The following is a 26,313-nucleotide window of genomic DNA, read 5'->3' as shown; positions in this document are numbered from 1 at the left end:
GTGTCTCAGCGGCTGGCGACGACCTCGACGGCCTCGGCGACGTCGTCGACCAGATGGATGTGCCGGGCCACCGGGCGGCCCTTGGTGAGCACCTTGAGCAGCGGCCATGCCGGCACGGTGCGTGTCCAGTGGTCCTTGCCGACGAGAACGAGGGGAGTGAGGTCGGCGTCGGTGGCCGCGTAGTAGTCGCCGGTGAGGGCCTGGAAGAGTTCCTGGACGGTCCCTGCGGCACCGGGAAGGTAGACGATCCCGCCGCGACACCGGTCGAGCAGGACGTCCTCGCGCAGGGCGTTCGAGAAGTACTTGGCGATGCCCGAGGCGAAGACGTTGGGCGGTTCGTGACCGTAGAACCACGTGGGGATGCCCAGGCAGGGGCGTGCCCGACCGTCCCAGGACGCGACGACCGCCAGGGCGACGTCGACCCAGGCGGTGACGTCGGGGGTGAACGAGGGGACGGTCGACACCCTGGCCAGGGCGTCGTCGAGGGCCCCGTCGGGGCAGGCCGCGCCGAGATTGGCGGCCTCCATCGCTCCCGGTCCGCCGCCGGTGGCCACGAGAAGCCCGTGCTCGGCGAGCAGGGCCCCGAGTCGGGCGGCGTCACGGTAGCCCTCGTCGCCGCGATGGACGGCGTGCCCACCCATGACGCCGACCACGGTCCCCGGAGAGTGGCCGACAAGGATGTCGTCGAGGGAATCGGTGATGGAGTCGTCATGCAACGCCATGGCCAGGGTGTCACGCAGCAGCGGCGGGTTGGCCAGCTTCTTCGTCCAGGCGTACACCTTGGCGTCCGGCGTCTCCTGATATCCCCGTTCGACGCCGTCGTAGAGTTCCCGGGCCCGGTAGAGGGCCGGCTGGTACGGGTTGAAGGGGATGTCCGGCAGGTCGGGGAAGACGAGGGCACCGCGGGCCCGCAGCCGGTCGGCCAGGTCGTCGTCGAGGGTGCAGCCGAGCAGGATGGTGCCGCGCACGTCGGCGGCGAGCACCCGGTCGGCCAGCGGGCGCAGGTCGAGCCCCTGCACCGCCGCACGGGCCAGGGTGTCGTCGGCCAGGGCGCGGTGGAGGGCGTCGAGGGTGTCGATCTCGGTGCCGACCCGGAGCCCGGCGTTCACGTCGTCACCGGCCTCAACAGCCCGTGCAGCAGCCCCGGATTGAGCGGTTCGGTGTCCGGGGTGGCCGAGGGCCCGTCCGGTCCCAGCACCAGCCGCAGCGAGTGCGGGCTCGAGACGACGGCCACCTCGATGACGAGCCCCTCGTCGGTCCACCCGCCGCAGGCGGCGACGTCGAGGGCGCCGGGCAGGCCACCGGTCCACGGACTCCACGGGCCGGGCTCGACGACGACATGGGTGGGTTCCCAGCGCCGGTGCCCGACCCGCAACCTCATGACGGGGCCGGTCGGTGGGGTCCACGCGAGGTTCCAGCCGTCGATGCCGGGGGAGACGAGCAGGTGCTCCCCGTCGAGGATCCCCTGGGCCGATCGAACCGGGTCGAAGGTGCCGTCGACGACGTCGACGGTGCTCGTGGAGATGACGGGCTCGGCGACCGCGTCGTCGGACCGGGGGTCATCCTGCTCCTCGGATCGGGAGGACAGCACCGGCCACAGGTGTTCCCAGATGGTGGCCAGGACGTCCTGGGTCGTCACCGGACCCTCATGGGCGGCGTCATTGGTCGACACGACGACGGCGTCGACCTGCGGCAGGACGAGGACGAACTGTCCGAACGCCCCGTCGAGCCGGTAGCCGTGACGCGACATCCACACCTGCCAGCCGTACCCGAGTCCCCAGTCGGGGCCGGCCAGCCCGTCGGAGTCGACCTGGCGGGTGCGGTGCCCGACCATCCACTCGGTCGGCAGCAGGCGGGTCCCCTCGTGGACGCCGTCGTCCAGGAGGAGTTGGCCGAACCGCCACAGGTCCATGGCGTCGATGTGGAGCCCGGAGAATCCCAGCGGCAGCCCGTCGCCGTCACGCTGCCAGGCGTGGTCCGTGATGCCCAGCGGCGTCAGGACGCGGTCGGCCAGCAGGGTCTCGACGTCGGTGCCGGTGTGGAGCTCGACGATGCGTGACAACAACCAAGGGGAGAGATTGTTGTAGGCGAAGTCGCGGCCGGGGGTGGCCTGCGGTTCGGCGGCCAGGAACGCTCGGGCCGTGTCGAGGGTCGGCGGGACGCGGGAGGCCATGAGGGCGTCGGCCTGCTCCTGGGTGTGTCCGGTGGCCATGGCCAGGGCGTCCCGGACCCGGATCGATCGGGCGCGCGGGCCGACCGTCGGCGGTACGGCCTCGGGCCACAGGTCGACGAGCAGGTCGTCGTAGTCGAATGCGCCATCGGCGACCGCCAGCCCGACAGCTGCGCTCGTGAAGGTCTTGGAACAGGAGTAGACGAGGCCGGGAAGCCCTGCCCGCCACGGTTCCCGTCGATGGTCGGCCAGCACGTGACCGTGCTGGGAGACGATGAGCCGGTGCGGCCTGGTCCCGATCTCGACGAGGTGGTCGACGGTGCGTTCGACGGCCCGGGCGGCGGCGGTGTGGCTCATGGGCTCAGCCTAGTGACCGGCATGGAAGACTGGACGGGTGAAGAAGGTCATCATCCTGGGCTCAACCGGATCGATCGGCACCCAGACACTCGACGTCATCCGTCCCCGACGAGATCGATTCGAGGTGGTGGGGCTGGCGGCCGGAGGGTCGCACGTCGACCTGGTGGCCGACCAGGTGCTCGAGTTCGACGTGCGCGTCGTCGCCCTGGCCGACGCCGCCGCCGTCGACCCGCTGCACCGGGCCCTCGAGTCCCGCGCCGCCCAGCTGGGGCGAGCCGTCCCTCGGGTCGAGGTCCTGGCCGGCGAGCACGCCTCGGCCGAGTTGGCCCGGCGTCCGGCCGACACGGTGTGCAATGCCATCACCGGCGCCGCCGGGCTGCTGGCCACCCTGGCCACCCTCGAGGCCGGCACCACCCTGGCCCTGGCGAACAAGGAGTCCCTCGTCATCGGCGGGCGCCTCGTCACCCGGGCCGCCGCCCCGGGGCAGCTGGTGGCCGTCGACTCGGAGCACTCGGCCTTCGCCCAGTGCCTGCGCGGGGGCGGACGCCGCGAGGTGCGTCGGCTCGTCCTCACCGCCTCGGGCGGACCCTTCCGGGGTCGCACCCGTGACGAGTTGCGCGAGGTGACCGTCGCCGACGCCCTGCGCCACCCCACTTGGTCGATGGGTCGGGTCATCACCATCAACTCGGCGACCCTCGTCAACAAGGGGCTCGAGCTGCTCGAGGCTGCGTTGCTCTACGACGTCGACCTCGACGACATCACCGTCGTCGTCCACCCGCAGTCGATGGTCCACTCCATGGTGGAGTTCTGCGACGGTGCGACGATCGCGCAGGCCTCCCCGCCCGACATGCGTCTGCCCATCGCCCTGGGCCTCACCTGGCCCGACCGGCTGCCCGACGCCGCCGCCGGCTGCGACTGGACCCGCGCCACGAGCTGGACCTTCGAGCCCCTCGACGCCGAGACCTTCGGCGCGGTGGAGTTGGCCCGGCGTGCCGGCAAGGCCGCCGGGACCGCCCCCGCCGTGTTCAATGCGGCCAACGAGTCCTGCGTCGACGCCTTCTGCCGCGGTGAGATCGGCTTCCTCGACATCACGGCCACCATCGGACGGGTCCTGTCCGAGCATCTCGACGGTCCCGGCGACGGCCGGCCGGGGTCGGCCCATGTCGGCGACGACGTCGTCACCCTCGACGACGTGCTCGCCGCCGATCGATGGGGGCGTGAGCGAGCCGCGGCGCTGTGCCGCGACCTGCCCGCGCGCTGCACCCCGGCCACCGACCGCACCCAGGAGGGACGCCGCCCGTGACGGTGCTCGTCGAGATCCTCGGGGCGATCGTCTTCTTCGCCCTCATCATCGTCTCGGTGCTCCTGCACGAGGCCGGACACTTCGTTCCCGCCAAGCTCTTCGGGGTCAAGACGACCGAGTTCTTCGCTGGTTTTGGTCCGACCATATGGTCGATGCGCCGAGGCGAGACGACCTACGGGTTCAAGTGGCTGCCCTTCGGGGGCTACACCAAGCTCGTCGGGATGTACCCGGCCCATGTCACGCACCGGCGCCGGAACTGGCTCACCCGGCTGGCCGACGAGGCCCGTGAGGCCGAGGCGCAGGACATCACCCCGGACGACGACGGCCGGCTCTTCACCGACAAGCCGGTCTGGCAGAGACTCATCGTCATGAGCGGCGGCATCCTCACGAACCTGTTGCTCGCCTTCCTCCTCTTCTGGGGGGTGTTCGGGATCTCGGGACGGGTGGCCGAGACGACGACCGTCGGCTCGGTGAGTCAGTGCGTCGTCCCCGCCACGCGCGCCGACCAGACCTGCCACAGCGGCGACGCCCCCACCCCGGCCAGCAGGATGGGACTACGGGCGGGCGACCGGATCGTCTCGTTCAACGGCACCACGGTCACATCCTGGGAGCAGTTGTCGGGGCTCATCCGTGACAACGCCGACCACCCCGCCACGCTCGTCGTGAGCCGAGGTGGCAAGAACCTCAGGCTGCCGACGACGAACACCGTTCTCAACCAGGTGCGACGGACCTCGGACCCCACCCGCACCGTATCGGCCGGATTCGTCGGGTTCTCCCCGGCCACGGTCGTCGTCCACTCCGGCCCGGGCGACACCGTCGACCAGATGTGGCAGATGTCGAAGCAGTCCCTCGTCGCCCTGGCCCGGCTGCCGATCCTCACCTGGCACGTCGCCAGCGACGTCGTCACCGGGCGGGCCCGGGACGCGTCGAGCCCGATGAGCATCGTCGGTGCCTCGGTCGTCGCCGGGGACGTCGCGGCCAACACCAAGCTGTCGATCGGTGACAAGATCGCGTTCGGGGCGAGCCTGCTGGGCAGCCTCAACCTCTTCCTCTTCTGGCTCAATGTCGTCCCCCTGCCACCCATGGACGGTGGGCACATGGCCGGCGCGATCTACGAGACCGTCAAGAGAGGCTGGTTCCGGTTGCGGCGACGCCCGGACCCCGGCCCCGCCGACACCGCCATGATGCTCCCGGTCGCCTGGGTCATCGGAGGGCTCCTGCTCCTCATGGGGGTCATCCTCATCGTCGCCGACGTCGTCTCCCCGGTGAAGATCTTCTGAACGATCCGACCTTTCGGACAGCCGTGGTTCACCTGTCGATGACATTTGGGTGAACAGACGCCTGCTGAGCGAGCGAAGGCGGGGCGGAACGGGCAGAGTGGGCCCGGTGGGCCGCGTCCGGATGGCCCGAGATTGTCCCCAGGAGCTGAGACATGACCTCCCGCACACAGCCAGTGTCCTCCCGTCGTCGACGCCGCGTGGTGCTCGGTGGGCTGGCCGCGCTGGCCTCGACGAGCCTGGCCGTCGCCGGCCTCGTCGCCCCGAGTGCTCGCGCCGCCGGCGCCGACCACCTGCTCATCAACGAGGTCTACGGGGGTGGTGGCAACGCCGGCGCCACCTACACCCATGACTTCGTCGAGCTGTACAACCCGACCTCTGGCGCCATCTCCGTCGACGGATGGAAGGTCCAGTACTACTCGGCCACCGGCAACCTCGGCAACAGCTGCGACCTCACCGGCAGTGTCGCCGCCGGCTCCTCCTTCCTCGTCCAGGAGGCCGCTGGAGCCGGGGGCACGACCGCGCTGCCTGCCCCCGACGCCACCTGCGACGCCAACATGAGTGGGACGAAGGGGTCCGTGCGCATCGTCGACGCCTCCGGTGCCGTCGTCGACCTCGTCGGCTACGGGGCGACGACGATGGTCGAGAAGGCCGCCGCGCCGGCGCTCACCAACACGACCTCGGCGCAGCGGAGGTCGTTCACCGACACTGACGACAACTCGGCCGACTTCGTCGTCGGCGCTCCGAGCCCGACGAACTCCGGCGCCGGCGGGACGACGCCGACCCCCACACCCACCCCNCCACCCCGACCTCCACGCCCACCCCGTCGACCACGCCGATCGCCCGGATCCAGGGGACCGGTTCGGCGAGCCCGCTCGTCGGCCAGGTGGTGACGACGACCGGTGTGGTGACCGCGGCGTACCCGACCGGTGGCTTCAACGGCATCTACATCCAGACCCCCGGCAGTGGCGGCGTCGCCAAGAAGGCCGGCGACGCCTCCGACGGCGTCTTCGTCTACTCCAGCTGGGCGGCCAGCCACGTCAAGGTCGGTGACTGCGTCGTCGTCCAGGGCACCGTCTCGGAGTACAGCGGTCTCACCGAGATCGGTGGCAGCACCCGGGTCGACGCCACGACCGGTTGCGCCCCGGTCAAGCCGACGCCGTTGGCCAGCCTGCCGGCCACGGACGCCGACAAGGAGCCCTACGAGGGGATGCTCGTCGAGCCCGAGGGCACGTACACCATCACCAACAACTACGCCCTCAACCAGTACGGCACCGTCGGTCTGGCCGTCGGGGACAAGCCGCTGTACCAGTCGACGGAGGTCGCCAGGCCGGGTGCCGACGCCGCCGCCGTCGAGGCCCAGAACCTCACCAGGGCCATCAACCTCGACGACGGCTCGAGCTGGAACTACATGACGAACGCCACCGCCAAGGACTCGCCGCTGCCGTACCTGTCGCAGGCGACCCCGATGCGCACCGGCTCGCACATCAGCTTCACCAAGCCGGTCATCCTCGACGAGCGCTTCGGGTGGAACTTCCAGCCCACCGGGCAGGTCGTCGGCTCCGACTCGCCGCTCATCCCGGTGAGCTCGACGAACGATCGTCCGAACACCCCGCCGGCTGTCGGCGGTGACCTCAAGCTGGCGAGCTTCAACGTCCTCAACTACTTCACCGATCTGGGCCAGGACGAGTCCGGGTGCAAGGCCTACACCGACCGCGCCGGCAACCCGGTGAGTTCGAACATGTGCCAGGTGCGCGGTGCTTACACCGCGTCGGCCTTCGCCGACCAGCAGGCCAAGATCGTCACCGCGATCAACGGGCTGGGGGCCGACGTCGTCGCGCTCATGGAGGTCGAGAACTCCGCAGCCATCACCTACCTGCCCGGGCAACCGCGTGACAAGGCCCTGGCCCACCTCGTCGACGAGCTCAACAAGGCCGCCGGGTCGAAGGTCTGGGCCTACGTGCCGTCCCCGACGGTCGTGCCCGCGAACGAGGACGTCATCCGCACCGCCTTCATCTACAAGGTCGGCTCCGTGCGTCCCGAGGGTCCCTCGCAGATCCTCATGGACCCGGCCTTCGCCAACGCGCGTCAGCCGCTGGCCCAGACGTTCGTCACCACCGAGGGGGCGACCTCCTTCGTCGCTGTCGCCAACCACTTCAAGTCGAAGGGTTCGGGGGAGGACGACGGCACCGGCCAGGGCCTGTCGAACCCGTCGCGGGTGGCGCAGGCCAAGGCCCTCACCGACTGGGTGTCCCAGCAGTTCGGGACGACTCCGACCTTCCTCCTCGGTGACTTCAACGCGTACGCCATGGAGGACCCGGTCCGCCGGATCGAGTCGGCCGGGTTCACCGAGGTGGTCGACGCCAAGGCCCCGGGATCGTCGACCTACCAGTACTCCGGGCGCCTCGGCTCGCTCGACCACATCTTCGCCAACCGGGCGGCCATGGCCCTCGTGTCGGGTGCCGGCGTCTGGGACATCAACGCCGACGAGTCGGTGGCCATGCAGTACTCGCGCCGCAACTACAACGTCACGGACTTCCACACGACCGGCCCGTGGGCGGCCTCTGACCACGACCCGGCGATCGTCGGGATCGTCACCAAGGCCGCGCCGACCCCCACGGTGACCCCGACGCCGGCCCCGACGCCGACTCCGACCCCGTCGGCCCCGACCATGCCGACCCCCGGCGTGACGCCGCCGAGCCACGGGCCACGTCCCGGCCTGCCGCACACCGGCGCCTGACCCGGCTCCGGGCACAGCCCTGACCGTCGCTCGACCGGCCTCCCCACAGCGACCTGTGGGGAGGCCGGGCCTTGCCCGAGGCACTAGGCTTCGCTGTGTTGGATAGCGCCCGCCTTCGAGGAGATGTTCGATGACCGTCAACCTGGGCATGCCCAAGCCCCCCGTCCCGACCCTGACCCCGCGTCGCAAGACCCGCCAGATCAAGGTGGGCGACGTCCTCGTCGGGGGAGACGCACCCATCTCCGTGCAGTCGATGACGACGACGAAGACCTGGGACATCGGTGCCACCCTCCAGCAGATCGCGGCCCTCACCGCCGCCGGCTGCGACATCATCCGCGTCGCGTGCCCCACCGACAAGGACGCCGAGGCGCTGCCGATCATCGTCAAGCAGTCGAACATCCCGGTCATCGCCGACATCCACTTCCAGCCCAAGTACGTCTTCGCGGCCATCGAGGCCGGCTGCGGCGCGGTCCGCGTCAACCCCGGCAACATCCGCAAGTTCGACGACCAGATCGAGGGCATCTGCAAGTCGGCGTCGGAACACGGGACGAGCCTGCGGATCGGCGTCAATGCCGGCTCCCTCGACCCGCGCATCCTGGCCAAGTACGGGTCGCCGACCGCCGAGGCCCTCGTCGAGTCGGCCCTGTGGGAGGCCAGCCTCTTCGAGCAGGTCGGATTCCACGACTTCAAGATCTCGGTGAAGCACCACGACCCCGTCGTCATGATCAAGGCCTACGAGCAGCTGTCTGCCCAGTGCGACTACCCCTTGCACCTGGGCGTCACCGAGGCCGGTCCAGCCTTCCAGGGCACCATCAAGTCGTCCGTGGCCTTCGGACACCTGCTGGCCGAGGGGATCGGCGACACCATCCGCGTGTCGCTGTCCGACGACCCGGTTGAGGAGGTCAAGGTCGGCATCAAGATCCTCGAGGCGCTCAACCTGCGCCCCCGTGGACTGGAGATCGTCTCCTGCCCCATGTGCGGGCGCTGCCAGGTGGACGTCCTCAAGCTCGCCAATGACGTCACCGATGCCCTCGAGGGGCTCGACGCCCCGCTGCGCGTGGCCGTCATGGGCTGCGTCGTCAACGGACTGGGGGAGGGCCGGGAGGCCGACCTCGGCGTGGCCGCGGGCAACGGCAAGGGCAAGATCTTCCAGCACGGAGAGGTCATCCGCACCGTCCCGGAGGATCAGATCGTCCCGATCCTCGTCGAGGAGGCCCGTCGAATGGCAGCCGAGATGGACACCAACGGCGCCGCCGAGGTCACGGTCTCCTGAGGTGAGGACGCGGGTCAGACAGCTCGACGACTCGGATCTGGCCCAGGTCGTCGAGTTCCTCGCGACGGACCCGGTGGCCCACCTCTTCCTGCTGTCACGGCTGCGCCAGGGCGGGCTCGACGCCGGTCGGCTCGGCTGTCCGGTGTACGGCGCCTTCCGGGGCGACGAGCTCGCCGGCATCGTCCATGTCGGGGCGAACCTCGTGCCTGCCGTGGCGGAACCCGAGGTGGTGCCGGCCCTGGCCTCCCGGGTCGGACGCTGGCGTCGGTCCTCGTCGATCATGGGGCCGGCCGAGTCCGTCCTGCCGTTGTACGAGGAACTGTGCCGGATCGGGTCGCTGGCCTGGGGGCGGCCGCGCGAGACCCGTCCGCGGCAACCCCTGTTGACCATCCGTGGAGAGGCGCAGGTGGGCCCGGACGGGCGGGTCCGAGGTGTCGACGAGCGCGACTTCGAGGGGTACTTCCGGGCAGCCGTGGCGATGTACACCGAGGAGGTCGGCGTCTCGCCCCTGGACCCGGGCGGTGGGTACCGACGGCACATGCTGTCGCTGGTGCGGCAGGGCCGGTGTTTCGGGATCGTCGAGGACGCCGTCGTGCGGTGGAAGTCGGACATCGCCGTGTCCTGGGGCGAGGTCTGTCAGGTCCAGGGGGTGTGGATGGACCCGCAGTGGCGTGGCCGTGGCCTGGCCGCCCCGGCGATGGCCGCCGTCGTCGAGTTGGCGCGGCGCCAGCACGAGGTCGTCTCGCTGTACGTCAACGACTTCAACACCCGTGCCCTGCGCACCTACCGGGCCGTCGGGTTCGGGCAGGTCGGGACGATGGCAACGGTGCTCTACTGACCTTCGGCGGTTGCCGCGCCGACCTCGAGCCGGGTACGGAACATCTGCGGGTCACGGGGAGCACCACCGTGCGAGGCACGGGTGCCTCAGGCCGCCCTGCGCCGCATCCCCCCGAGCAGACCGCGCGGGGCGAGCACCCAGCACAGGAGGAACACCGCCGTCGCGACGAGGACGATCGTCCCGCCGGCCGGAAGGTCGATCGACCACGACAGGTACAGGCCCACCAGGGCGCTCAGGCCGCCGATGACCGGGGCCAGCACCATCATCCGACCCAGCCGGTCGGTGAGCAGTCGGGCCGTGGCAGCCGGCGTCACCAGCAGGGCCAGCACGAGGACGTTGCCGATGACCTGCACCGAGATGACGACGGTCATCGTCACGAGGACGTAGAGCAGCAGGTCGAGGGCGAAGACGGGCAGGTTCGAGGCCCGCGCGGTCTCGCGATCGAGGCCGACGGTGACGAGTTCCTTGTGGACCGCCCGTTCCAGGAGCAGGACGAGGGTTCCGGCCACGCACACGACGACGATGTCGTCGTCGGTGATGCCGGTGATCGATCCGAAGAGGAACTGCTGGAGAGACCCGGAGTAGCCGGGCGCCCTGGAGATGATGACGATGCCCAGGGCGAAGGCTCCGGCGAAGAGGATGCCGATGACCGAGTCCTCCTTGAGGCGCCGGTTCTGGGAGACGATCGCCACGAGGATCGCGGTGGCCAGTCCTGCCACCGAACCTCCGAGGAGCAGGGAGCCCTGGAGCAGGAAGGCCACGGCCAGGCCGGGGAAGACCGAGTGGGCGACGGCGTCACCGATGAACGCCATGCCGCGCAGGACGACGTGCGAACCGATGACGCCGGCCACCACCGAGCAGACCACGGCGACGAGCAGCGCCTTGGGCAGGAAGCTCAGCAGCGGGTTGGTGAGGTCGGAGAGGAAGTCGAGGGGGGAGAGCATGGTGTCTTTCGTTCAGGCGGCCTTGGCGCCGACGATCGTCAGCAGGGGAGAGGACCCGGAGACCCCGAAGGCCTGCATCCACATCGCCGGATCACGCAGCTCCTCGGGGGTCGAGTCGGCGATGACGGTCCGGTTGACCAGGCAGACCCGATCGGCCGTCGCCATGGCCTGGGCCAGGTCGTGGGTGGTCATGACGAGGGTGGTGCCGGACCGCGACAGCTCGATGAAGAGTTCGGTGAGCTGCTCCTGGGTGGGCATGTCGACGCCGGTGAAGGGCTCGTCCAGCAGCAGGACGGTCGGCCGGGTGGCCAGTGCCCGGGCGATGAGCACACGCTGGCGCTGGCCCCCGGACAACTCTCCGACGGTGCGATCGGCCAGATCGGCCATGCCGGAGGTGCGCAGGGCGTCCCGGACGGCGCGATGATCGTCCCGGCCGGGACGGCGCAGCCACCCGATGTGACGGGTCCGGCCGCTCATGACGACGTCCTCGACACTGATGGGGAAGTCCCAGGCGAACTCGTGGCGCTGTGGCACGTAGCCGACGTGGCGCCAACCGCGCCCGGGCTCCTGTCCTGCCACCCGGACCTTGCCCTCGGCGGCCCGGACGAGCCCGAGCAGGGTGCGCAGCAGGGTCGTCTTGCCGGCGCCGTTGGGCCCCAGCAGGGCGAGCAGTTCACCGGGGGCCACATGGAGGTCGACGTCGTGGAGCACCCGCCGTCCCCCCAGATCGACGGCGACGCCGTCGATGTCGACGCGTCCCAGATCACTCATCACCGTCCTCCTTCCACGCCTCGGCCCGCAGCCGACGCGACCTTCGGGCGGTGAGCACCCCGCCGACGGCCAGGCCGGCCAGGACGATCGCGGCGGCGACGACGGCGACGGTGCGCACCGGGGAACCATGGTTCCCGGCTGCCGGGGCGGGGGTGGTGCTGGTCGAGGTGGCCGGCGAGGCGGAGCCGGAGGAGGCGGTCGAGGTCGAGGCGCCGGGGGAGGCCGAGGAGGCCCCCATGGCCCGGGCGGCGTCGGCCGAGGCGGCGTCACCCACGGCGAACCTCAACCGGGTCGGGAAGCGGTGCTCGTTCCCGGACGCGTCGCGGCCACGCACCTCGATGGACAGGGTATGGACCCCGGGCTTCTCGAACACCCAGTTGGCGTGCACGTGGGTGTTGGGCTCCATGTGCACCGACTGGGCCTGCGACTTCGTCGAGTCGTAGAGGGACAGGGGGGCGTCGAACCCGTTCTGGATGAACAGGTGCACCGAGCCGGGCCCCTCGTGGCCGGACAGGATGAGGTCGGCGCCCCGCGGGAAGGACTTGACGATCTCGGGGGACTGGGTGTTCCACCCCAGCCAGGCGACCCTCTGGTCCTGGGTCTGAGGGATGACGTAGGCCTTGTGGCCGCGCACGTCGCCGAGGAAGGAGTACTGGTCCTCGTTCGGCACGTCGATGAGCGAGGCGTCGGCGACCCTCATGACGAGGTCATCGAGGGAGCGCCAGACCGGCGGGTTCGCGGTGTCGTCGCGGGCCATGAGTGTCCACCGCCCGTCGATGAGACGAGGGCCGACATCGACGTGCCCCTTGGTGACCTCGGCCGGACCGTGGGCGACCTTCTCGTCCGCGGTGACGGTCTGCCGGAGCGCAGGATCAGCGCTGCCGCTGGCCCCGGGGGAGGGCTCGGCGAGGGCCGGGCTGGGGGTCATCAACGTCGGTGCGGCCAGGACGAGCGCGGCCAAGCCGGACGCCATGAGGCGGCGGAGTCGTCCGAGGGGGTGTCGGGTGTGGTTCACAGGTGCTCCTGTCATGAGAGGCATCGGGCCAGGGAATCGGCGTCGAACCTCATGAGGTCGATGTAGGTGGTGACGCGTTCGTCGAAGGTGTCCGCGTAGATGGGGCACACGCGCACCCCGTTGTCGGCGGCCACCGCGGCCAGCACCGATGAACTGCGCAGGACGGTCGGTTCGAGGAAGACGGCCGGCACGTGCAGATCGGTGATGGTTCGACTGAGCTTGCGTCGCGCGGCCAGTGACGGCTCCACGCCGGGGTTGGCGGTGACGAAGCCGGCGACCTGCATCCCGTGTTCGTGGGCCAGGTAGCCGTACGCGTCGTGGGTGGTGATGAGTTGACGTCGTCCTCGCGGGATGCTCGCGATCTTCCTGTCGACGTACCTGGCGGTCTCGTCGAGCTGGGCGCTGTAGCGCTCCGCGCGGGCGGCGTACTGGGCCCGTCCCGCCGGGTCGGCCCGGGTGAGGGCGTCCCGGATGACCTGGACGTAGGCCTTGGTGTTGCGCACGCTCATCCACAGGTGCGGGTCGATCTCGCCGTGGACGTGCGCGCCGAGGACGGCTTGGGGGAGCTGGTGGATCGAGGTCCCCGGTCGGCCGAGGAAGCGGAAGGCCGGGCTCGGCGGGATCTCGGTGAGGGCCTTGGGGGGCACCCAGACGACGGTGTGGTCGAGGTCGAGACGGCGCTGCGTCCGCGTCCCGCCACCGGTCGGGTCGGACAGCAGGAGGGTCTGGCCGGTGTCGATGTCGGCCGACAGATCGGCGTGGCCCTTGTCGACGACCTCCCGACCCGCCAGACCTGGCGTGGTGCGAGGATCGGCCCCGACGGCCAGCGTGAGGGTGCGTTCGGGCAGGTCGGTGGTGCCGCGCGAGGTCTGGATGCTGGCCCTGAACCTGGCCCGGTACACGCCCGGCGCGCTGAAGGCCCACGACATGTGGGTGTGCGCGTCGGTCGGCAGTTCGACGTCGTCGCGATCGTCGACGCCGTCCCCGCTGGAGTAGTAGATCTGTGGGCGCCCGAAGGTTCCGGTGACATAGGCGGTGAGGACGCCGGGGCCCTCCACCCCGACGAGTCGCAGGTGCACCGTGGAACTGCGGTCGGCACCACGGGCCGCCCCGGTGCCGATGACACGCAGGCCCAACCACACGGTGTCGAGGTTGGCGTTCTCCACCAACGGGATGACCTCGGCGCCGTACTTCTGGGCCTCCTCGGCCAGGGACACATTGACCGCCCCGGACGGCAACGAGGCGTCGATCGTCTTGATGACCGAGTGCGGCTCGAGCATGAGGTAGTTCGACAGCGCCACCTTGGAATGGACGACGGTGCGCACGTCACGCAAGGACGGCTCGTAGGTGTGAGGGTCGGCGCCCGAGGGCACCAGGGATGTGACGGTCGCCCGGTCGCCGGCGACATTGCGTGCCAGGTCGGCGAGCACCGGCGTCGTCGTGACGACGTCCAGCCGGTGCTCGGCGGCCTGCGGACCGTGGCCGCACCCGGTCAGGACGAGTCCCGACGTCACGAGTGCGGCCACGGCAGCCCTGAGGCTCCTTCTCATCGGAGTCCGCTCATCGGCGGCCTCGGCGAGAGACGATCCGACCGGCGCCAAGCCGCAGGCCGAGCGCCCCGGCCAGGCCGAGACCCAACAGCCCGGAGGCTCCCAGGGCGGCCTCGGTGTTGCCCTCGGCACCCGAGCCCGGCATCTGGTCGGGCTTGAGGTTGCACGGCTTGCCATCGGGAGTGCGACCCTCGGTGACGTAGCCGCTGTCGGAGGAGTCAGCGGAGTCGGCGCCCTGCTGGGTCGTCGTCGTGCCGATCGAGGAGGCGATCCTGGCGGCGTCGACCGCGACGGCGAAGTGCAGGGTGCCGGTGGTGCTCACCGTGCCGCCCGACTTGAGCTTCGCCGACTGGGTCACGGTCACCGCGTAGTGGCCCGGAGCCGTGAACACCCAGTTCGGGTGCGCATGGGTGTTGGCCGGGACAGTGTACGACTGCGGTCCGCCGGCGTTGTCGAAGACCCGCTGGCCGACTCCGCCACCGAAGGTGCCGGACATGAAGACCGCGAGCTTGCCGGGGCCGGAGATCTTGTCGAGGTGCATGGTGACCGGGCCGGTGGTGCCGTTGACGATGCTCGGGTGCATCGTGTTGACACCCAGCCACGGCACCCCGGAGACCTGCGTGGCCCCGATGATCCAGACCTTCTGTCCGGGCTTGTCGATGAAGTTCATGCCGGCCGGAGCAGCGACCTGCGAGGTCGACTGCATCGACATGACGATGTTCGAGGGGTTGACCCACGACGCCGGCTGCTGGCGGTCGTCCTTGAGGGACGAGACGAGCTTGCCGTCGACGAGCTGGACTCCCCAGTCGAAGTGACCCTCGGTGGCCACCGAGGCAGCACTCGAGACGCGCTTCGTCGTGGCCGGCTTGGCCGAGGACGAAGCAGCCTTCTTCCTGGGCACCTTCACCGGACGGCAGTCGACGGCCTTCGAGGTGCCGGTCGAGGAACCGCTGGTGGCCGGGGCGTCGGTCGGGTTCGTGCCGGGGACGACTCCCGACCCCGGATTGAGGCCCTGCGAGGGATTGGCGCTGGGCTGACCGGGGTTGGTGGGCTGGGTCGGGTTGGACGGATTGCCGCCTTTGCCGGGGTCACCGGGGGTGGCGACGTTACCGACCTTCCACGTGTAGGTGTGGGTCGGGGTCTTCCAGGTCCGGCCGCCCTTGGTGGCCGTGGCGTCGACGGTGAAGGTGTACGTTCCGGCCTTCTCGAAGACCCAGTTCGCGTGCACATGGGCGGGCTGGGCGACACGGATCGTGCCGGGCAGCTCGTACTTGCCGTTCGACAGGAGGGGCTTGACGCCGCCGAAGTCCTGGGTGAACAGGTGCACCTTGCCGGGGCCGGACACCGTGCGCACGTTGATGTCGACGCCGCTGAAGCCATTGCTGGCGATGTCGAAGGTCTCCCACCCGGGCCACAGCAGCTGCGGGTTCTGGGTGAGCGGCAGCACGTAGCCCTTGGGGGCGCCGGGCACACCCTGGGGGATCGACGTCAGGGCCGACGGCTTGACAGCGAGGGTGACGTCCTCGGGCACGTGACGCACGTGCTGACCGGTGACGTCCTCCTGGAGCGACAGGTCGATCCCGCCGTCAGCGGCCGACCCGACCCGGAAGATGTCGGTGTGGCCATGGTCGAGCGTGAGCTTGCCCGGGGTCGGCCTGGGGTGCACCGGGGTCGACGGGGTGGTCGTCGGGGTCGACGTGGGAGTAGGCGTCGGGGTCGGCGTGGGCTTGGGGGTCGGCTTGGGCGTCGGCGTCGGGGTGGGNACCCCGACGCCAGCTCCCACGTCGACCCCGACGACCACCCCGTCGACCGCCCAGGTGTAGGTGTGCTCCGGGCTGACGATCGTCTTGCCGTCCTTGACCGCCTTGGCCCTCACCGTGAACGTGTAGACGCCGGCCTTCTCGAAGACCCAGTTGGCGTGCACGTGGGACGGGGACGGCACGTGGATCGTGCCGGGCAGGTCGAATCCGCCGCCGACCAGCAGGGACTTGGGGCCGGCGAAGGCCGACTGGGTGAAGACTCGCACCTTCCCGGGGCCCGAGACCTTCGTCACCTCGATGTCGGTGGAGGTGAACCCGTACTCCTGCAGGGCGAGGGTCTCCCATCCGGGCCACAGGAGCTTCGGGTTCTGTGTCAACGGCAGGACGTAGCCGCGCGGTGCACCCGGGATGCCTTCGGGAATGTCCATGAGGGCACCCGAGCCGACCCGCAGCAGCACCGACTCGGCGGTGCGCTGGACGTGGCTGCCGGTGACGTCCTCCTGGAGGTTGAGGGTGAGAGCGCTGCCGTCGTACCCGACACGGAAGATGTCGGAGTGGCCGCTGTCAAGGGTGAGAAGGTCGCTGCGGACCTCTCCGGTCGTCGGTGCGGCCGGCAGTCCCGGCGCGGCTGCCGGGGCCTGGGGAAGAAGTCGAGTGCCTGCCTCGGCCACCGGTGGTGCGAGCATCACCAATGCCACCGCGGCGGATAACGCTGCTGCATGTCGTCTCACGTGGGCGCCTTTCCAGTCCTGTACCGCGCGATCCTGTGCGCACGGTGCGGTCCACATCAGCCTATAATGAGAACCGTTATCGCTACAAACCTGGGATGTGCTCCTTGGTCGGTGATGTGGGTCCCGGCTTGGGATCCGGGACCGGGCCGGCGATCTGGGATCGGGGCGACGGCGTACCGGGACGGTCCTTCGAAGGTGGCAGTCATGTCCCGACGCGACCCTGCTCCGCAAGCGACCGCCCGGCCGGGGATCGGCTGCGACCGAGCTCCAGACCCTGCACTCCGCGCCTCAAGCGTCCGCTCCAGCTCGTCCGTCGCGACGTCGCGCCAGAACGTGCACTGTGTTCCAGAAGCGACCGCCCGGACGGCGCCCATCGCGACCTGGCGCCGGAACCTGCACTCTGCTCCCTGTATTCAGGGCGCCAGGTGCAGGTTCCGGCGCTACGTCAGGTGGGGGCGACGGGTGGGGAGCAGAGTCGCCCCGGCGGGTCCGGTTCGGGGAGCAGGGTCGCCCCCGGGGTGACGGTTGGGGGGCAGAGTCGCCAAGGTCAACGGTGCCGTGAACAGCGTCGCCCCCGGCGACGGCCCGGTAGGATGCCCTGCGGTCGTGTCCGGTCACGCCGAAGGGCGGCGGAGGGTCGAGGACGACCGGAAAGGTGAACACGTCGTGTTGACACGCATGTCCGAATTCTTCGTCCGAACCCTGCGGGAGGACCCGGCCGACGCGGAGGTGCCGAGCCATCGGTGGCTGGTGCGCGCCGGCTACATCCGACGCGCCGCCCCCGGCGTCTACACGTGGCTGCCGCTGGGTCTGCGGGTGCTGCGTCGCATCGAGGCCATCGTCCGCCAGGAGATGGACGCCATCGGGTCCCAGGAGGTGCTCTTCCCGGCCCTGCTGCCGTCCGAGCCCTACAAGCAGACCAACCGCTGGGTCGAGTACGGCGACAATCTCTTCCGCCTCAAGGACCGCAAGGGCGTCGACATGCTCCTCGGGCCGACCCACGAGGAGATGTTCACCCTTCTCGTCAAGGATCTGTACTCGTCCTACAAGGACCTGCCGCTGTCGATCTACCAGGTGCAGACGAAGTACCGTGACGAGGCCCGCCCCCGCGCAGGCATCCTGCGTGGCCGCGAGTTCGTCATGAAGGACTCCTACTCCTTCGACATCGACGACGAGGGGCTCGACGCCGCCTACGCCCGCCACCGCGGCGCCTACATCAAGATCTTCGACCGTCTCGGCTTCGACTACGCCATCGTCCAGGCCATGTCGGGGGCCATGGGCGGCTCGAAGTCCGAGGAGTTCCTGGCCGTCGCCCCCAACGGTGAGGACACCTTCGTGCGCTCCCCGGGCGGGTACGCCGCCAATGTCGAGGCCGTGCGCATCCCGGCTCCCGAACCCCTCGACTACTCGACGGCTCCGGCCCCCGAGGTCGTCGACACGCCGAACGTGCCGACCATCGACGCCCTCGTCGCCATGGCCAACGACCTGCGCCCCCGCGACGACCGTCCCTGGACCGGGGCCGACACCCTCAAGAACATCCTCTTCACGGTGACCGAGCCCGACGGCACCCGCCACCCGCTGGCCATCGGCGTGCCCGGGGACCGCGAGATCGACGAGAAGCGTCTGGAGGCCGCCCTCGAACCGGCCACCGCCGAACCCTTCGGTGAGGACGACTTCGCCGCCAACCCGACCCTCGTCAAGGGCTACATCGGCCCGCGGGTCCTCGGCGAGACGAACACCTCGAAGGTCCGCTACCTCGTCGACCCCCGCGTCGTCACGGGGACCGTCTGGCTCACGGGGGCCGACGAGGAGGGTCGGCACGTCTTCAACCTCGTCGCCGGACGCGACTTCACGCCCGACGGCGTCATCGACGTCGCCGAGGTCCGCGAGGGCGACCCGGCCCCTGATGGGTCGGGTCCGCTGTCTCTGGCCCGGGGCATCGAGATGGGTCACATCTTCCAGCTCGGGCGCAAGTACGCCGAGTCCCTGGGGCTCAAGGTCCTCGACCAGAACGGCAAGCTCGTCACGGTGACGATGGGCTCCTACGGCATCGGCGTCTCCCGCGCCGTCGCCGCGGTGGCCGAGTACACCTGCGACGACAAGGGCCTGGCCTGGCCACGCGACGTCGCCCCCTTCGACGTCCAGGTCCTCGCCACGGGCAAGGGCGAGGAGGTCCTGGCCGAGGCCACCCGGATCGCCGGTGAGCTGTCGGCCCAGGGGCTCGAGGTGCTCCTCGACGACCGCAAGGCCTCTCCCGGGGTGAAGTTCGCCGACGCCGAGATCCTCGGCATGCCGACGAGCGTCGTCGTGGGGCGTGGCCTCAAGGACGGCCTCGTCGAGATCCGCGACCGCGCCAGCGGAGAGCGTCGCGAGGTCGCCGTGGCCGACGCCGTCACCGCGGTCCTGGCCGAGGTGCGCGGCTGATCCGTCCGAAGGTCGTGGGGGCGCCAAGTCGTCACTGACCGTTCAGTCAATCGACACCCGGAGGTTCCGGCGGGGTCGGTCGGCAGTCCTAACGTGCTGCCTCGACCGGCCCCGTCGTTCGTCGACGACCACGCGGGGGACACTCCCACGCCGTGCCCATGGCCCGTGTGCGAAGGAGACGTCGAGGTGTCGCAGATCGAGAATCCCAGCGTCGAGGGACGTGGCGTCGAGAGGACGGGCACCGGCCAGCCCGACACGGCGGCAGCCACCGGTGGGGCCCGGACCCTGGCGCGTCGTACCTTCCTCGGCGGGGCGACCCTCGTCGCGGCCACCGCCGTCACCGGCGTCGCGGGGACCGCGGCCCACGCCGCCGACCGTCTCCACGACACCGCAGGCACGACCTTCGAGCAGGTCGGAGCCCGCCCCGAGGGCACCGGGTACCGCCGGATCGCCGCGCAACCCGGGTACCCGCTCGTCGTCCGGGAGGACCTCGCCCCAGCCAAGGCAGGCCGTGACGACCGTCGCGAGGGCGTGGCCTCGATCGTCCAGCTCACCGACCTGCACGTCACCGACGTCCAGTCGCCCATGCGGGTCGAGTTCATGCACCCGCTCGTCGGTTAGGCCTTCCGCCCCCAGGAGGCCCTCGGCCCGGTCGGCACCGCCGCGCTGGTGCGTCGCGTCAACTCCCTGTCCGGTGGGCCCGCCACCGGACGCCGGTTCGACGCCGTCGTCAGCACCGGTGACAACACCGACAACCACGAGCACGTCGAGCTCGACTGGTTCCTCACCCTTCTGTCCGGCGGCACCCTCACCCCCAACACCGGTGCCCCGGACCGGTGGGAGGGAGTCCAGAACGGCGGCGACACGCTGTACTGGAACCCCGAGTCGTCCCTTGCCGATCGCTACAAGCAGGCGGGGTTCCCCCAGCTCCCGAACTACTTCCGCCGGGCGATGGCGCAGGTGACCTCCCCGGGTCTGACGGTGCCGTGGTACTCGGTGTTCGGCAATCACGACGACTCGGTCCAGGGCACCCTGCCCTCGGACTGGCCGCTTCTCGTGTCGATGTACACCGGGGACCAGAAGATCCTCGGGTTCGCCAGCGATGCCGACACCCGCAGCTTCCTATCGGCGACCCGGGGCGGCACGCCGGTCGATCTGTCGAACGATGCCGTGTCCCTCACCCGACGCGTCACCCCTGACCCGCGACGGCGCCCCTTCACGCCCTTCGACTACATCCAGGCCCACCTGGCCGACGGCGTCGACGGGCCCGGGCCGCACGGGCACGGGTTCACCGAGGACGATCTCGACGCCGTCCGCGGCTACTACACGTTCCGGATCGCCGAGGGCGTCACCGGTATCGCCATGGATTCGACGAACCGGGCCGGCTACACGAACGGGTCGATCGACGACCGCCAGTGGAGGTGGCTCAAGAAGGTGCTGCGCGCCGGCAGCAGCGTCTACTACGACGACTGGGGCATCAAGCGCACCCAGGCGGTGAGCGACGAGATGTTCATCCTCTTCAGCCATCACGACTCCGCCTCGATGGACAACCTCCTGCTGCCCGGCGACGGCACCGGCATCCGGCACGCCGGCATCGAACTCGTCGGGATGCTCTCGCACTTCCCGAACGTCCTGGGCTGGGTCAACGGCCACACCCACGACAACAGGATCACCCCCCCACCGGCACGCCCTCGACGCACGACGCAGCTGGTGGGAGATCAACACGGCGTCCCACGTGGACTTCCCGCAGATGGCCCGGATCATCGAGGTCGCCGACAACCATGACGGGACGGTGAGCCTGTTCACCACCCTCATCGAGTCCGACGCCCCCTATCAGGCCGACCACGACACGACGAGCCCGCGCGGCCTCGCCAGCCTCTACCGAGAGTTCAGCGCCAACGACCTGCACGTCAGTGCGAAGCGGGTCGGGGACGCCACCGACCACAACACCGAGCTGCTGCTGCCACACCCGTGGCGCTGAGCGTCTCGGATCCCAGACCGCCGTCACCGACCCGACCGCCTCGCTAGGGTGGCCGGGTCGGGCGACGTCGGAAGGAGGGTCCGATGACCACGTGGGTGTTCGCCGGACTGCTCCTGGCCGCGTTCGGTGCCGGCTGGGTCAACGCCGTCGTCGGCGGCGGGGGACTCATCATGTTGCCGTCGCTCTTCGTCGGGTTGCCGGCGTCGACCCCGGTGGCCACCGTCGCCGGGACGAACAAGACGGCCCAGGTCGTCGGCAACCTCACCGCCGGGATCTCGTACCTGCGCCGGCAGCGTCCCGACTGGCCGATGTTCCTGTCCGCCGCCGGGATGGCCTTCGTCGGGGCGCTCATCGGGGTGCGGATCCTGCGTCTCATGTCGCGGGCGGTGTACACGCCGATCCTCCTGGTCGTGCTCGTGGCCATCGGTATCTTCACGTGGCGTCGGCCGCGCATGGGGGTCGTCGCCGACGAGGCGACGCAGGGACGGCACAAGCTCTCCGTCGCCGCCCTGGGACTGCTCCTGGGGTGCTACGACGCGGCCATCGGTCCGGGGGTCGGCACCTTCTGGGTGCTCGTCTTCGTCGCCGTCGGCGGCTACAGCTTCCTGCGGGCCTCCGGGATGGCCAAGGTGTGCAATGCGACGACGAACCTCGTGACGATCGTCACCCTGGCGATCCACCGGCAGGTGCTGTGGCACGTCGCCTGGCCGCTCGTCATCGCCAACGTCGTCGGCGGGGTCGTCGGGGCCCGGACGGCGCAACGTCACGGTGATCGGTTCGTCCGCACGATGTTCCTGCTCGTCATCTCGGTGCTGGGGGTCCGCCTGCTCGTCCAGCTCGTCATGGACCAGGCGTGATGGGTCTGCACGAGGTCACCCCGCTCGTCCTGACGGTGCTCGTCGGGGCGGCCTTCCTGGCCGGGTGGGTCGACGCCGTCGTCGGCGGGGGAGGGCTCATCCAGCTTCCCTCGTTGCTCGTGGGACTGCCGGCGTCGACCCCGGTCGCGACCGTCTCGGGCACCAACAAGATCTCCTCCTTCGCCGGGACCCTCGTGGCCAGCGCCACCTTCATCCGCTCGGTGGCGTTGGGCTGGCCGTCGGCGCTGACGATCATGGTCAGTGCCTACGCCGGGTCGACCGCCGGCGCGCGCATCGTCCAGTACCTGCCTCGACGCTGGTTCACCCCGCTCATCCTCGTCGTCCTCATCGGGGTCGGCGTCTTCATGTGGCGACGCCCCGCCCTCGGCCTGCGCGACGAGGTGCGCCACCACGGCGCCGGGCGGCTGTGGCGACTCGGTGCGATCGGCCTGACCATCGGCGTCTACGACGGGGCCGTCGGCCCGGGCACCGGGACCTTCTTCGTCATCGCCCTGGTGGCCCTCATCGGCTACGGCTTCCTCGAGGCCAGCGCCCTGGCCAAACTCGCCAACCTCGCGACGAACCTCGGTGCCATCGTCGTCTTCGCGGTGCACCGTCAGATCCTCTGGGCGGTCGGGCTGCCCATGGCGGCGGCCAATCTCCTCGGCGGGTTCATCGGCGCACGGATGGCCATCCGGCACGGTAGTGGGTTCGTCCGACGGATCTTCTTCCTCACCGTCATCGCCCTGGGCGTCAAGCTGGCGATCGACACGGTGCGGATGTTCTGAGGCGAGGGTCAGGCCCACCCCGGCCAGGTGGGTGCCCCGGTCCCCAGCCCGGCCAGCACCGTGAGCTCGTCGGTGAGGGCGTCGACGGCGTCGGTGCGTTGCCCGGACGCCGTCGCGGCGGCGACCCGCCCCAGCCCCGCCAGCACCCCGAGTTCCAGGGCCGACCACAGCGATCGGGTCGACGCCGGCGTCGACCCGATCGCTGTGGTCGGCCCTGGAACTCGGGGGGCNCGACGAGCCACCCGGACGCGGAGCACCGGGCCGCGTCCCGGCGGTCCCCGCCCCGGTGCTCCGCGTCCGGGTGGCTCGTCGACGCCGACTCCCGGGCCCCGACCGCATCCCACCCCGCACGCCGGATCCGGTGGGCCGCATCCCGGTCCCAAGCCGGGGGCCGGACGCCGTTCCGGGGCTCCGCGTCCGGGCAACAACCCGTTCGCCTCGAGCCAGGGCATGGGCCAGAGCCGTCGCCGTCCCGAGGGCGGTGCCGGGCGGTCCGGCGGTGCCCGACCCGGTGGTCGTGACGGCGCTCGCCCCGGTGGCGAGCGGATGCCTCGTCCCGGCGGCACCTCCGGCATGCCCAGGCCGAATCCGGCCATGATGCCCAAGCACCAGTCCGAGCAGATCGGCCAGGCTCCCTCTCGTGGTGGCCGCGGCGGTCGTGGCGGCGGACGTTCGGGTGGTCGTCCCGGAGGTGGCTTCGGTGGCGGTTCGGCCGGCTTCGGCGGCGCCCCCAACCGCGGGACCGGTGGCGGTCGCGGTGGCCGCGGCGGTCGCGGCACCCAGGGTGCCTTCGGGCATGGCGGCTCGCGGCGCGGACGCAAGTCGCGCAAGCAGCGTAGGCAGGAGTTCGACGAGATGCAGGCACCGCTGGTAGGCGGTGTGCGCGTCCGCAAGGGCAGTGGCGAGACGGTGCGGTTGCGCCGTGGCGCGTCGTTGTCCGACCTGGCCGAGAAGATCAACGCCGAGCCGGCACAGCTGGTGCAGGTGCTCTTCAATCTCGGCGAGATGGTGACGGCGACCCAGTCGGTGCCCGATGAGACCCTCGAGGTGCTCGGCGCCGAGCTCGACTACAAGATCGTCGTCGTCTCGCCCGAGGACGAGGACCGCGAGCTGCTCGAGTCCTTCGACCTCGAGTTCGGCGAGGACGAGGGCGATGAGTCCGATCTGGCTCCGCGCCCGCCGGTCGTCACCGTCATGGGTCACGTCGACCACGGCAAGACGAAGCTGCTCGACGCCTTCCGCCACACGCACGTCGTCGAGGGAGAGGCCGGCGGCATCACCCAGGCCATCGGCGCCTACCAGGTCGAGACCGAGGTCGACGGCCAGGAACGCCGGATCACCTTCATCGACACCCCCGGTCACGAGGCCTTCACCGCCATGCGTGCCCGTGGCGCCAAGGCCACGGACATCGCGGTGCTCGTCGTCGCGGCCGATGACGGCGTCATGCCCCAGACGGTCGAGGCGCTCAACCACGCCAAGGCCGCCGACGTGCCGATCGTCGTGGCCGTCAACAAGGTCGACAAGCCGGACGCCGATCCCGACAAGGTTCGTGGCCAGCTCACCGAGTACGGCCTGGTGCCCGAGGAGTACGGCGGCGACACGATGTTCGTCAACGTCTCCGCGAAGACCGGGATCGGACTCGACGAGCTGCTCGAGGCCATCATCCTCACCGCCGACGCCGCCCTCGATCTGCGTGCCAACCCCGACATGCCCGCCCAGGGCGTGGCGATCGAGGCGCATCTCGACAAGGGTCGCGGGCCGGTGGCGACCGCCCTCATCCAGCGTGGAACCCTGCACATCGGTGACTCGATCGTCGCCGGATCGGCCTACGGCCGCGTCCGCGCCATGATCAACGACCAGGGTGAGACGGTCGACGAGGCCGCTCCGGCGACGCCGGTGCAGGTGCTCGGTCTGACCTCGGTACCCGGTGCTGGCGACAACTTCCTGGTCGTCGAGGACGACCGGATGGCCCGCCAGATCGCCGAGAAGCGGGAGGCGCGGATGCGTGCCGCCCAGCAGGCCCGGATGAGCCGGCCGAAGACCCTCGACGACCTGTTCAACCAGCTCGAGAAGGGCGAGACCCAGGAGCTGCTGCTCATCCTCAAGGGTGACGGGGCAGGTTCGGTCGAGGCCCTCGAGGACGCGCTGGCGAAGATCGACGTGGGCGACGAGGTCGACCTGCGGGTCATCGATCGTGGTGTCGGTGCCATCACCGAGACCAACGTGTCGCTCGCTGCGGCGTCCAAGGCCGTCATCATCGGCTTCAACGTGCGTCCGACGGCCCACGCCCAGCGGCTGGCCGACGAGGAGAACGTCGACATCCGGTACTACTCGGTCATCTACGACGCCATCGACGAGATCGAGGCCGCCCTCAAGGGCATGCTCAAGCCCATCTTCGAGGAGAAGGCCATGGGCACCGCGGAGATCCGGGAGATCTTCCGCTCCTCGAAGGTCGGGACGATCGCTGGCTGCATGATCACCTCGGGAACGATCCGACGTCACGCCAAGGCGCGCCTGGTGCGCGACGGCGTCGTCATCACGGAGACCGAGATCAACACGCTGCAGCGCGAGAAGGACTCGGTCACCGAGGTGCGCGAGGGGTTCGAGTGTGGTGCCACGCTCACGAACTACTCGGACATCCGCGTCGGCGACGAGATCCAGTGCTACGAGATGGTCGAGAAGGCTCGCGACTGAGCTTCAGGTCGTCCTGCCGGGGGCCCCGCGGATCCATGATCCGTGGGGCCCCCGGTCCGTCGTGTGGGGCCGGTGTCAGGAAATTGCCGTGAGCCGGACTTTGTTCCCCTGGAGGGGAGGATGTGCGCGCTGCGGGGACTTTCCTGAGGTCGGTCGGGGTGCCGGGTGGGGTCGGAGCTGCAGGAACCGCTCGGACGTCGAGCCTGAGCGCGTGACGCCGCGGAGCTGAGGTCCGACGTGCTGACGTCGCGATGACCATTGCCGGAGCACGACGGCGTCACGTCTCGGTGATCCTGCGTCGTTCCACAACTTCTGGGATGATGGATCACCGCACTGCCGTGAGGAGAACACCATGAGCACACCGAACCCGCGCGTGGCCAAGTTGGCCGACCAGATCCGTGAGGTCGTCGCCGGCACCCTGGAACGGCGTGTCAAGGCCCCCCGCCTCGGTTTCGTCACCATCACGGAAGTCCGGCTCACCGGCGACTCTCGTGAGGCCACGATCTTCTACACCGCCATGGGTGACGCCCAACAGGTCGCGGGTACCGCTGCCGCCCTCGAGTCGGCGAAGGGCATGCTGCGCTCCACCGTCGGCAAGCGCCTGGGGCTGCGATACGCGCCCAGCCTGGAGTTCGTGCCCGACGCCACTCCCGAGACCGCCAAGAACATCGAGGACCTCCTGGCCCGTGCCGCGGCATCCGACGCCGAGGTCGCCAAGCTCGCCGAGGGCAAGGCGCCGGCGGGCGAGGCCGACCCGTACCGCAAGCACGAGGAGGAGTGACAGTGTCCTCGGGCCGCTGAAGTGGTCCGAGGACACCGGTGTTCGGTGTCGGTTATGGG

General features: G+C 70.2%; 17 protein-coding genes and 2 pseudogenes. 12 read left to right on the top strand and 7 right to left on the bottom strand.

Annotation, left to right across the window (positions count from 1 at the left end):
• Positions 1-5: 5 nt before the first annotated feature.
• Entirely contained in the window at positions 6-1,109 is a 1,104-nt protein-coding gene (locus E0E30_RS07400) for an LOG family protein (RefSeq protein ID WP_130865751.1), read from the bottom strand.
• Positions 1,106-2,527, bottom strand: coding sequence for a serine hydrolase domain-containing protein (locus tag E0E30_RS07395; protein WP_130865750.1), 1,422 nt, complete (start codon positions 2,525-2,527; stop codon positions 1,106-1,108). Before E0E30_RS07395 ends, E0E30_RS07400 begins: the two co-directional genes overlap by 4 nt.
• A gap of 37 nt (positions 2,528-2,564) precedes the next feature.
• Between E0E30_RS07395 and dxr the strand changes: the two genes are divergently transcribed.
• From dxr to E0E30_RS07370, 6 genes are all read left to right on the top strand, one after another.
• The gene (gene dxr / locus E0E30_RS07390; protein ID WP_130865749.1) at positions 2,565-3,830 is read left to right on the top strand and encodes a 1-deoxy-D-xylulose-5-phosphate reductoisomerase; all 1,266 of its coding nucleotides are present in this window, start codon (positions 2,565-2,567) and stop codon (positions 3,828-3,830) included.
• Positions 3,827-5,110, top strand: coding sequence for a M50 family metallopeptidase (locus E0E30_RS07385; protein ID WP_130865748.1), 1,284 nt, complete (start codon positions 3,827-3,829; stop codon positions 5,108-5,110). Before dxr ends, E0E30_RS07385 begins: the two co-directional genes overlap by 4 nt.
• A gap of 152 nt (positions 5,111-5,262) precedes the next feature.
• The gene (locus tag E0E30_RS13480) at positions 5,263-6,000 is read left to right on the top strand and encodes a lamin tail domain-containing protein (protein WP_210115797.1); all 738 of its coding nucleotides are present in this window, start codon (positions 5,263-5,265) and stop codon (positions 5,998-6,000) included.
• On the top strand, positions 5,997-7,847 hold the full coding sequence (locus E0E30_RS07380; protein WP_210115796.1) for an ExeM/NucH family extracellular endonuclease: 1,851 nt from the start codon (positions 5,997-5,999) through the stop codon (positions 7,845-7,847). The genes E0E30_RS13480 and E0E30_RS07380 overlap by 4 nt, the downstream gene beginning before the upstream one ends.
• 130 nt (positions 7,848-7,977) lie before the next feature.
• The gene (ispG, locus tag E0E30_RS07375; protein ID WP_130865747.1) at positions 7,978-9,120 is read left to right on the top strand and encodes a flavodoxin-dependent (E)-4-hydroxy-3-methylbut-2-enyl-diphosphate synthase; all 1,143 of its coding nucleotides are present in this window, start codon (positions 7,978-7,980) and stop codon (positions 9,118-9,120) included.
• A 1-nt stretch (position 9,121) separates the two neighbouring features.
• Positions 9,122-9,958 carry a GNAT family N-acetyltransferase gene (locus E0E30_RS07370; protein ID WP_130865746.1) on the top strand — a complete coding sequence of 279 codons (837 nt, stop codon included), beginning with the start codon at positions 9,122-9,124 and terminating at the stop codon, positions 9,956-9,958.
• An 86-nt stretch (positions 9,959-10,044) separates the two neighbouring features.
• Here the strand turns inward: E0E30_RS07370 and E0E30_RS07365 are convergent, their stop codons facing one another.
• Genes E0E30_RS07365 through E0E30_RS07345 form a run of 5 tightly spaced genes read right to left on the bottom strand, consistent with a single transcriptional unit; the run spans position 10,045 to position 16,786 of the window.
• On the bottom strand, positions 10,045-10,902 hold the full coding sequence (locus E0E30_RS07365) for an anchored repeat-type ABC transporter permease subunit (protein WP_130865745.1): 858 nt from the start codon (positions 10,900-10,902) through the stop codon (positions 10,045-10,047).
• A gap of 12 nt (positions 10,903-10,914) precedes the next feature.
• Complete coding sequence (locus E0E30_RS07360) at positions 10,915-11,673, bottom strand: anchored repeat-type ABC transporter ATP-binding subunit (protein WP_130865744.1); 759 nt, start codon at positions 11,671-11,673, stop codon at positions 10,915-10,917.
• Positions 11,666-12,646, bottom strand: a complete 981-nt coding sequence (locus E0E30_RS07355) for a choice-of-anchor M domain-containing protein (RefSeq protein ID WP_130866802.1) — start codon at positions 12,644-12,646, stop codon at positions 11,666-11,668. The genes E0E30_RS07360 and E0E30_RS07355 overlap by 8 nt, the downstream gene beginning before the upstream one ends.
• A 53-nt stretch (positions 12,647-12,699) precedes the next feature.
• Positions 12,700-14,238, bottom strand: a complete 1,539-nt coding sequence (locus E0E30_RS07350; protein ID WP_130865743.1) for an anchored repeat ABC transporter, substrate-binding protein — start codon at positions 14,236-14,238, stop codon at positions 12,700-12,702.
• A 10-nt stretch (positions 14,239-14,248) separates the two neighbouring features.
• Complete coding sequence (locus E0E30_RS07345; RefSeq protein WP_130865742.1) at positions 14,249-16,786, bottom strand: TIGR03773 family transporter-associated surface protein; 2,538 nt, start codon at positions 16,784-16,786, stop codon at positions 14,249-14,251.
• A gap of 621 nt (positions 16,787-17,407) precedes the next feature.
• On the opposite strand from E0E30_RS07345, the gene E0E30_RS07340 reads away from it, so the two are divergent.
• From E0E30_RS07340 to rbfA, 6 genes and pseudogenes are all read left to right on the top strand, one after another.
• Positions 17,408-19,153, top strand: a complete 1,746-nt coding sequence (locus E0E30_RS07340) for a proline--tRNA ligase (protein ID WP_130865741.1) — start codon at positions 17,408-17,410, stop codon at positions 19,151-19,153.
• A gap of 285 nt (positions 19,154-19,438) precedes the next feature.
• Positions 19,439-21,134 (top strand): annotated as a pseudogene (locus E0E30_RS07335) (TIGR03767 family metallophosphoesterase).
• 83 nt (positions 21,135-21,217) lie between these two features.
• Positions 21,218-21,991, top strand: a complete 774-nt coding sequence (locus E0E30_RS07330; RefSeq protein WP_130865740.1) for a sulfite exporter TauE/SafE family protein — start codon at positions 21,218-21,220, stop codon at positions 21,989-21,991.
• Positions 21,991-22,779 carry a TSUP family transporter gene (locus E0E30_RS07325; protein ID WP_130866801.1) on the top strand — a complete coding sequence of 263 codons (789 nt, stop codon included), beginning with the start codon at positions 21,991-21,993 and terminating at the stop codon, positions 22,777-22,779. Before E0E30_RS07330 ends, E0E30_RS07325 begins: the two co-directional genes overlap by 1 nt.
• 276 nt (positions 22,780-23,055) lie before the next feature.
• Positions 23,056-25,473: pseudogene (gene infB, locus E0E30_RS07320) on the top strand (translation initiation factor IF-2); the annotation flags it as partial.
• Positions 25,474-25,825: 352 nt separating this feature from the next.
• Positions 25,826-26,254 (top strand): 30S ribosome-binding factor RbfA, encoded by a 429-nt coding sequence (gene rbfA, locus E0E30_RS07315; protein ID WP_130865738.1) that lies wholly within the window; start codon positions 25,826-25,828, stop codon positions 26,252-26,254.
• Positions 26,255-26,313: the final 59 nt, after the last annotated feature.

Source organism: Acidipropionibacterium timonense (assembly GCF_900605005.1).
GTDB lineage: Bacteria > Actinomycetota > Actinomycetes > Propionibacteriales > Propionibacteriaceae > Cutibacterium > Cutibacterium timonense.
This window is presented reverse-complemented; position numbering and strand designations above follow the sequence as displayed.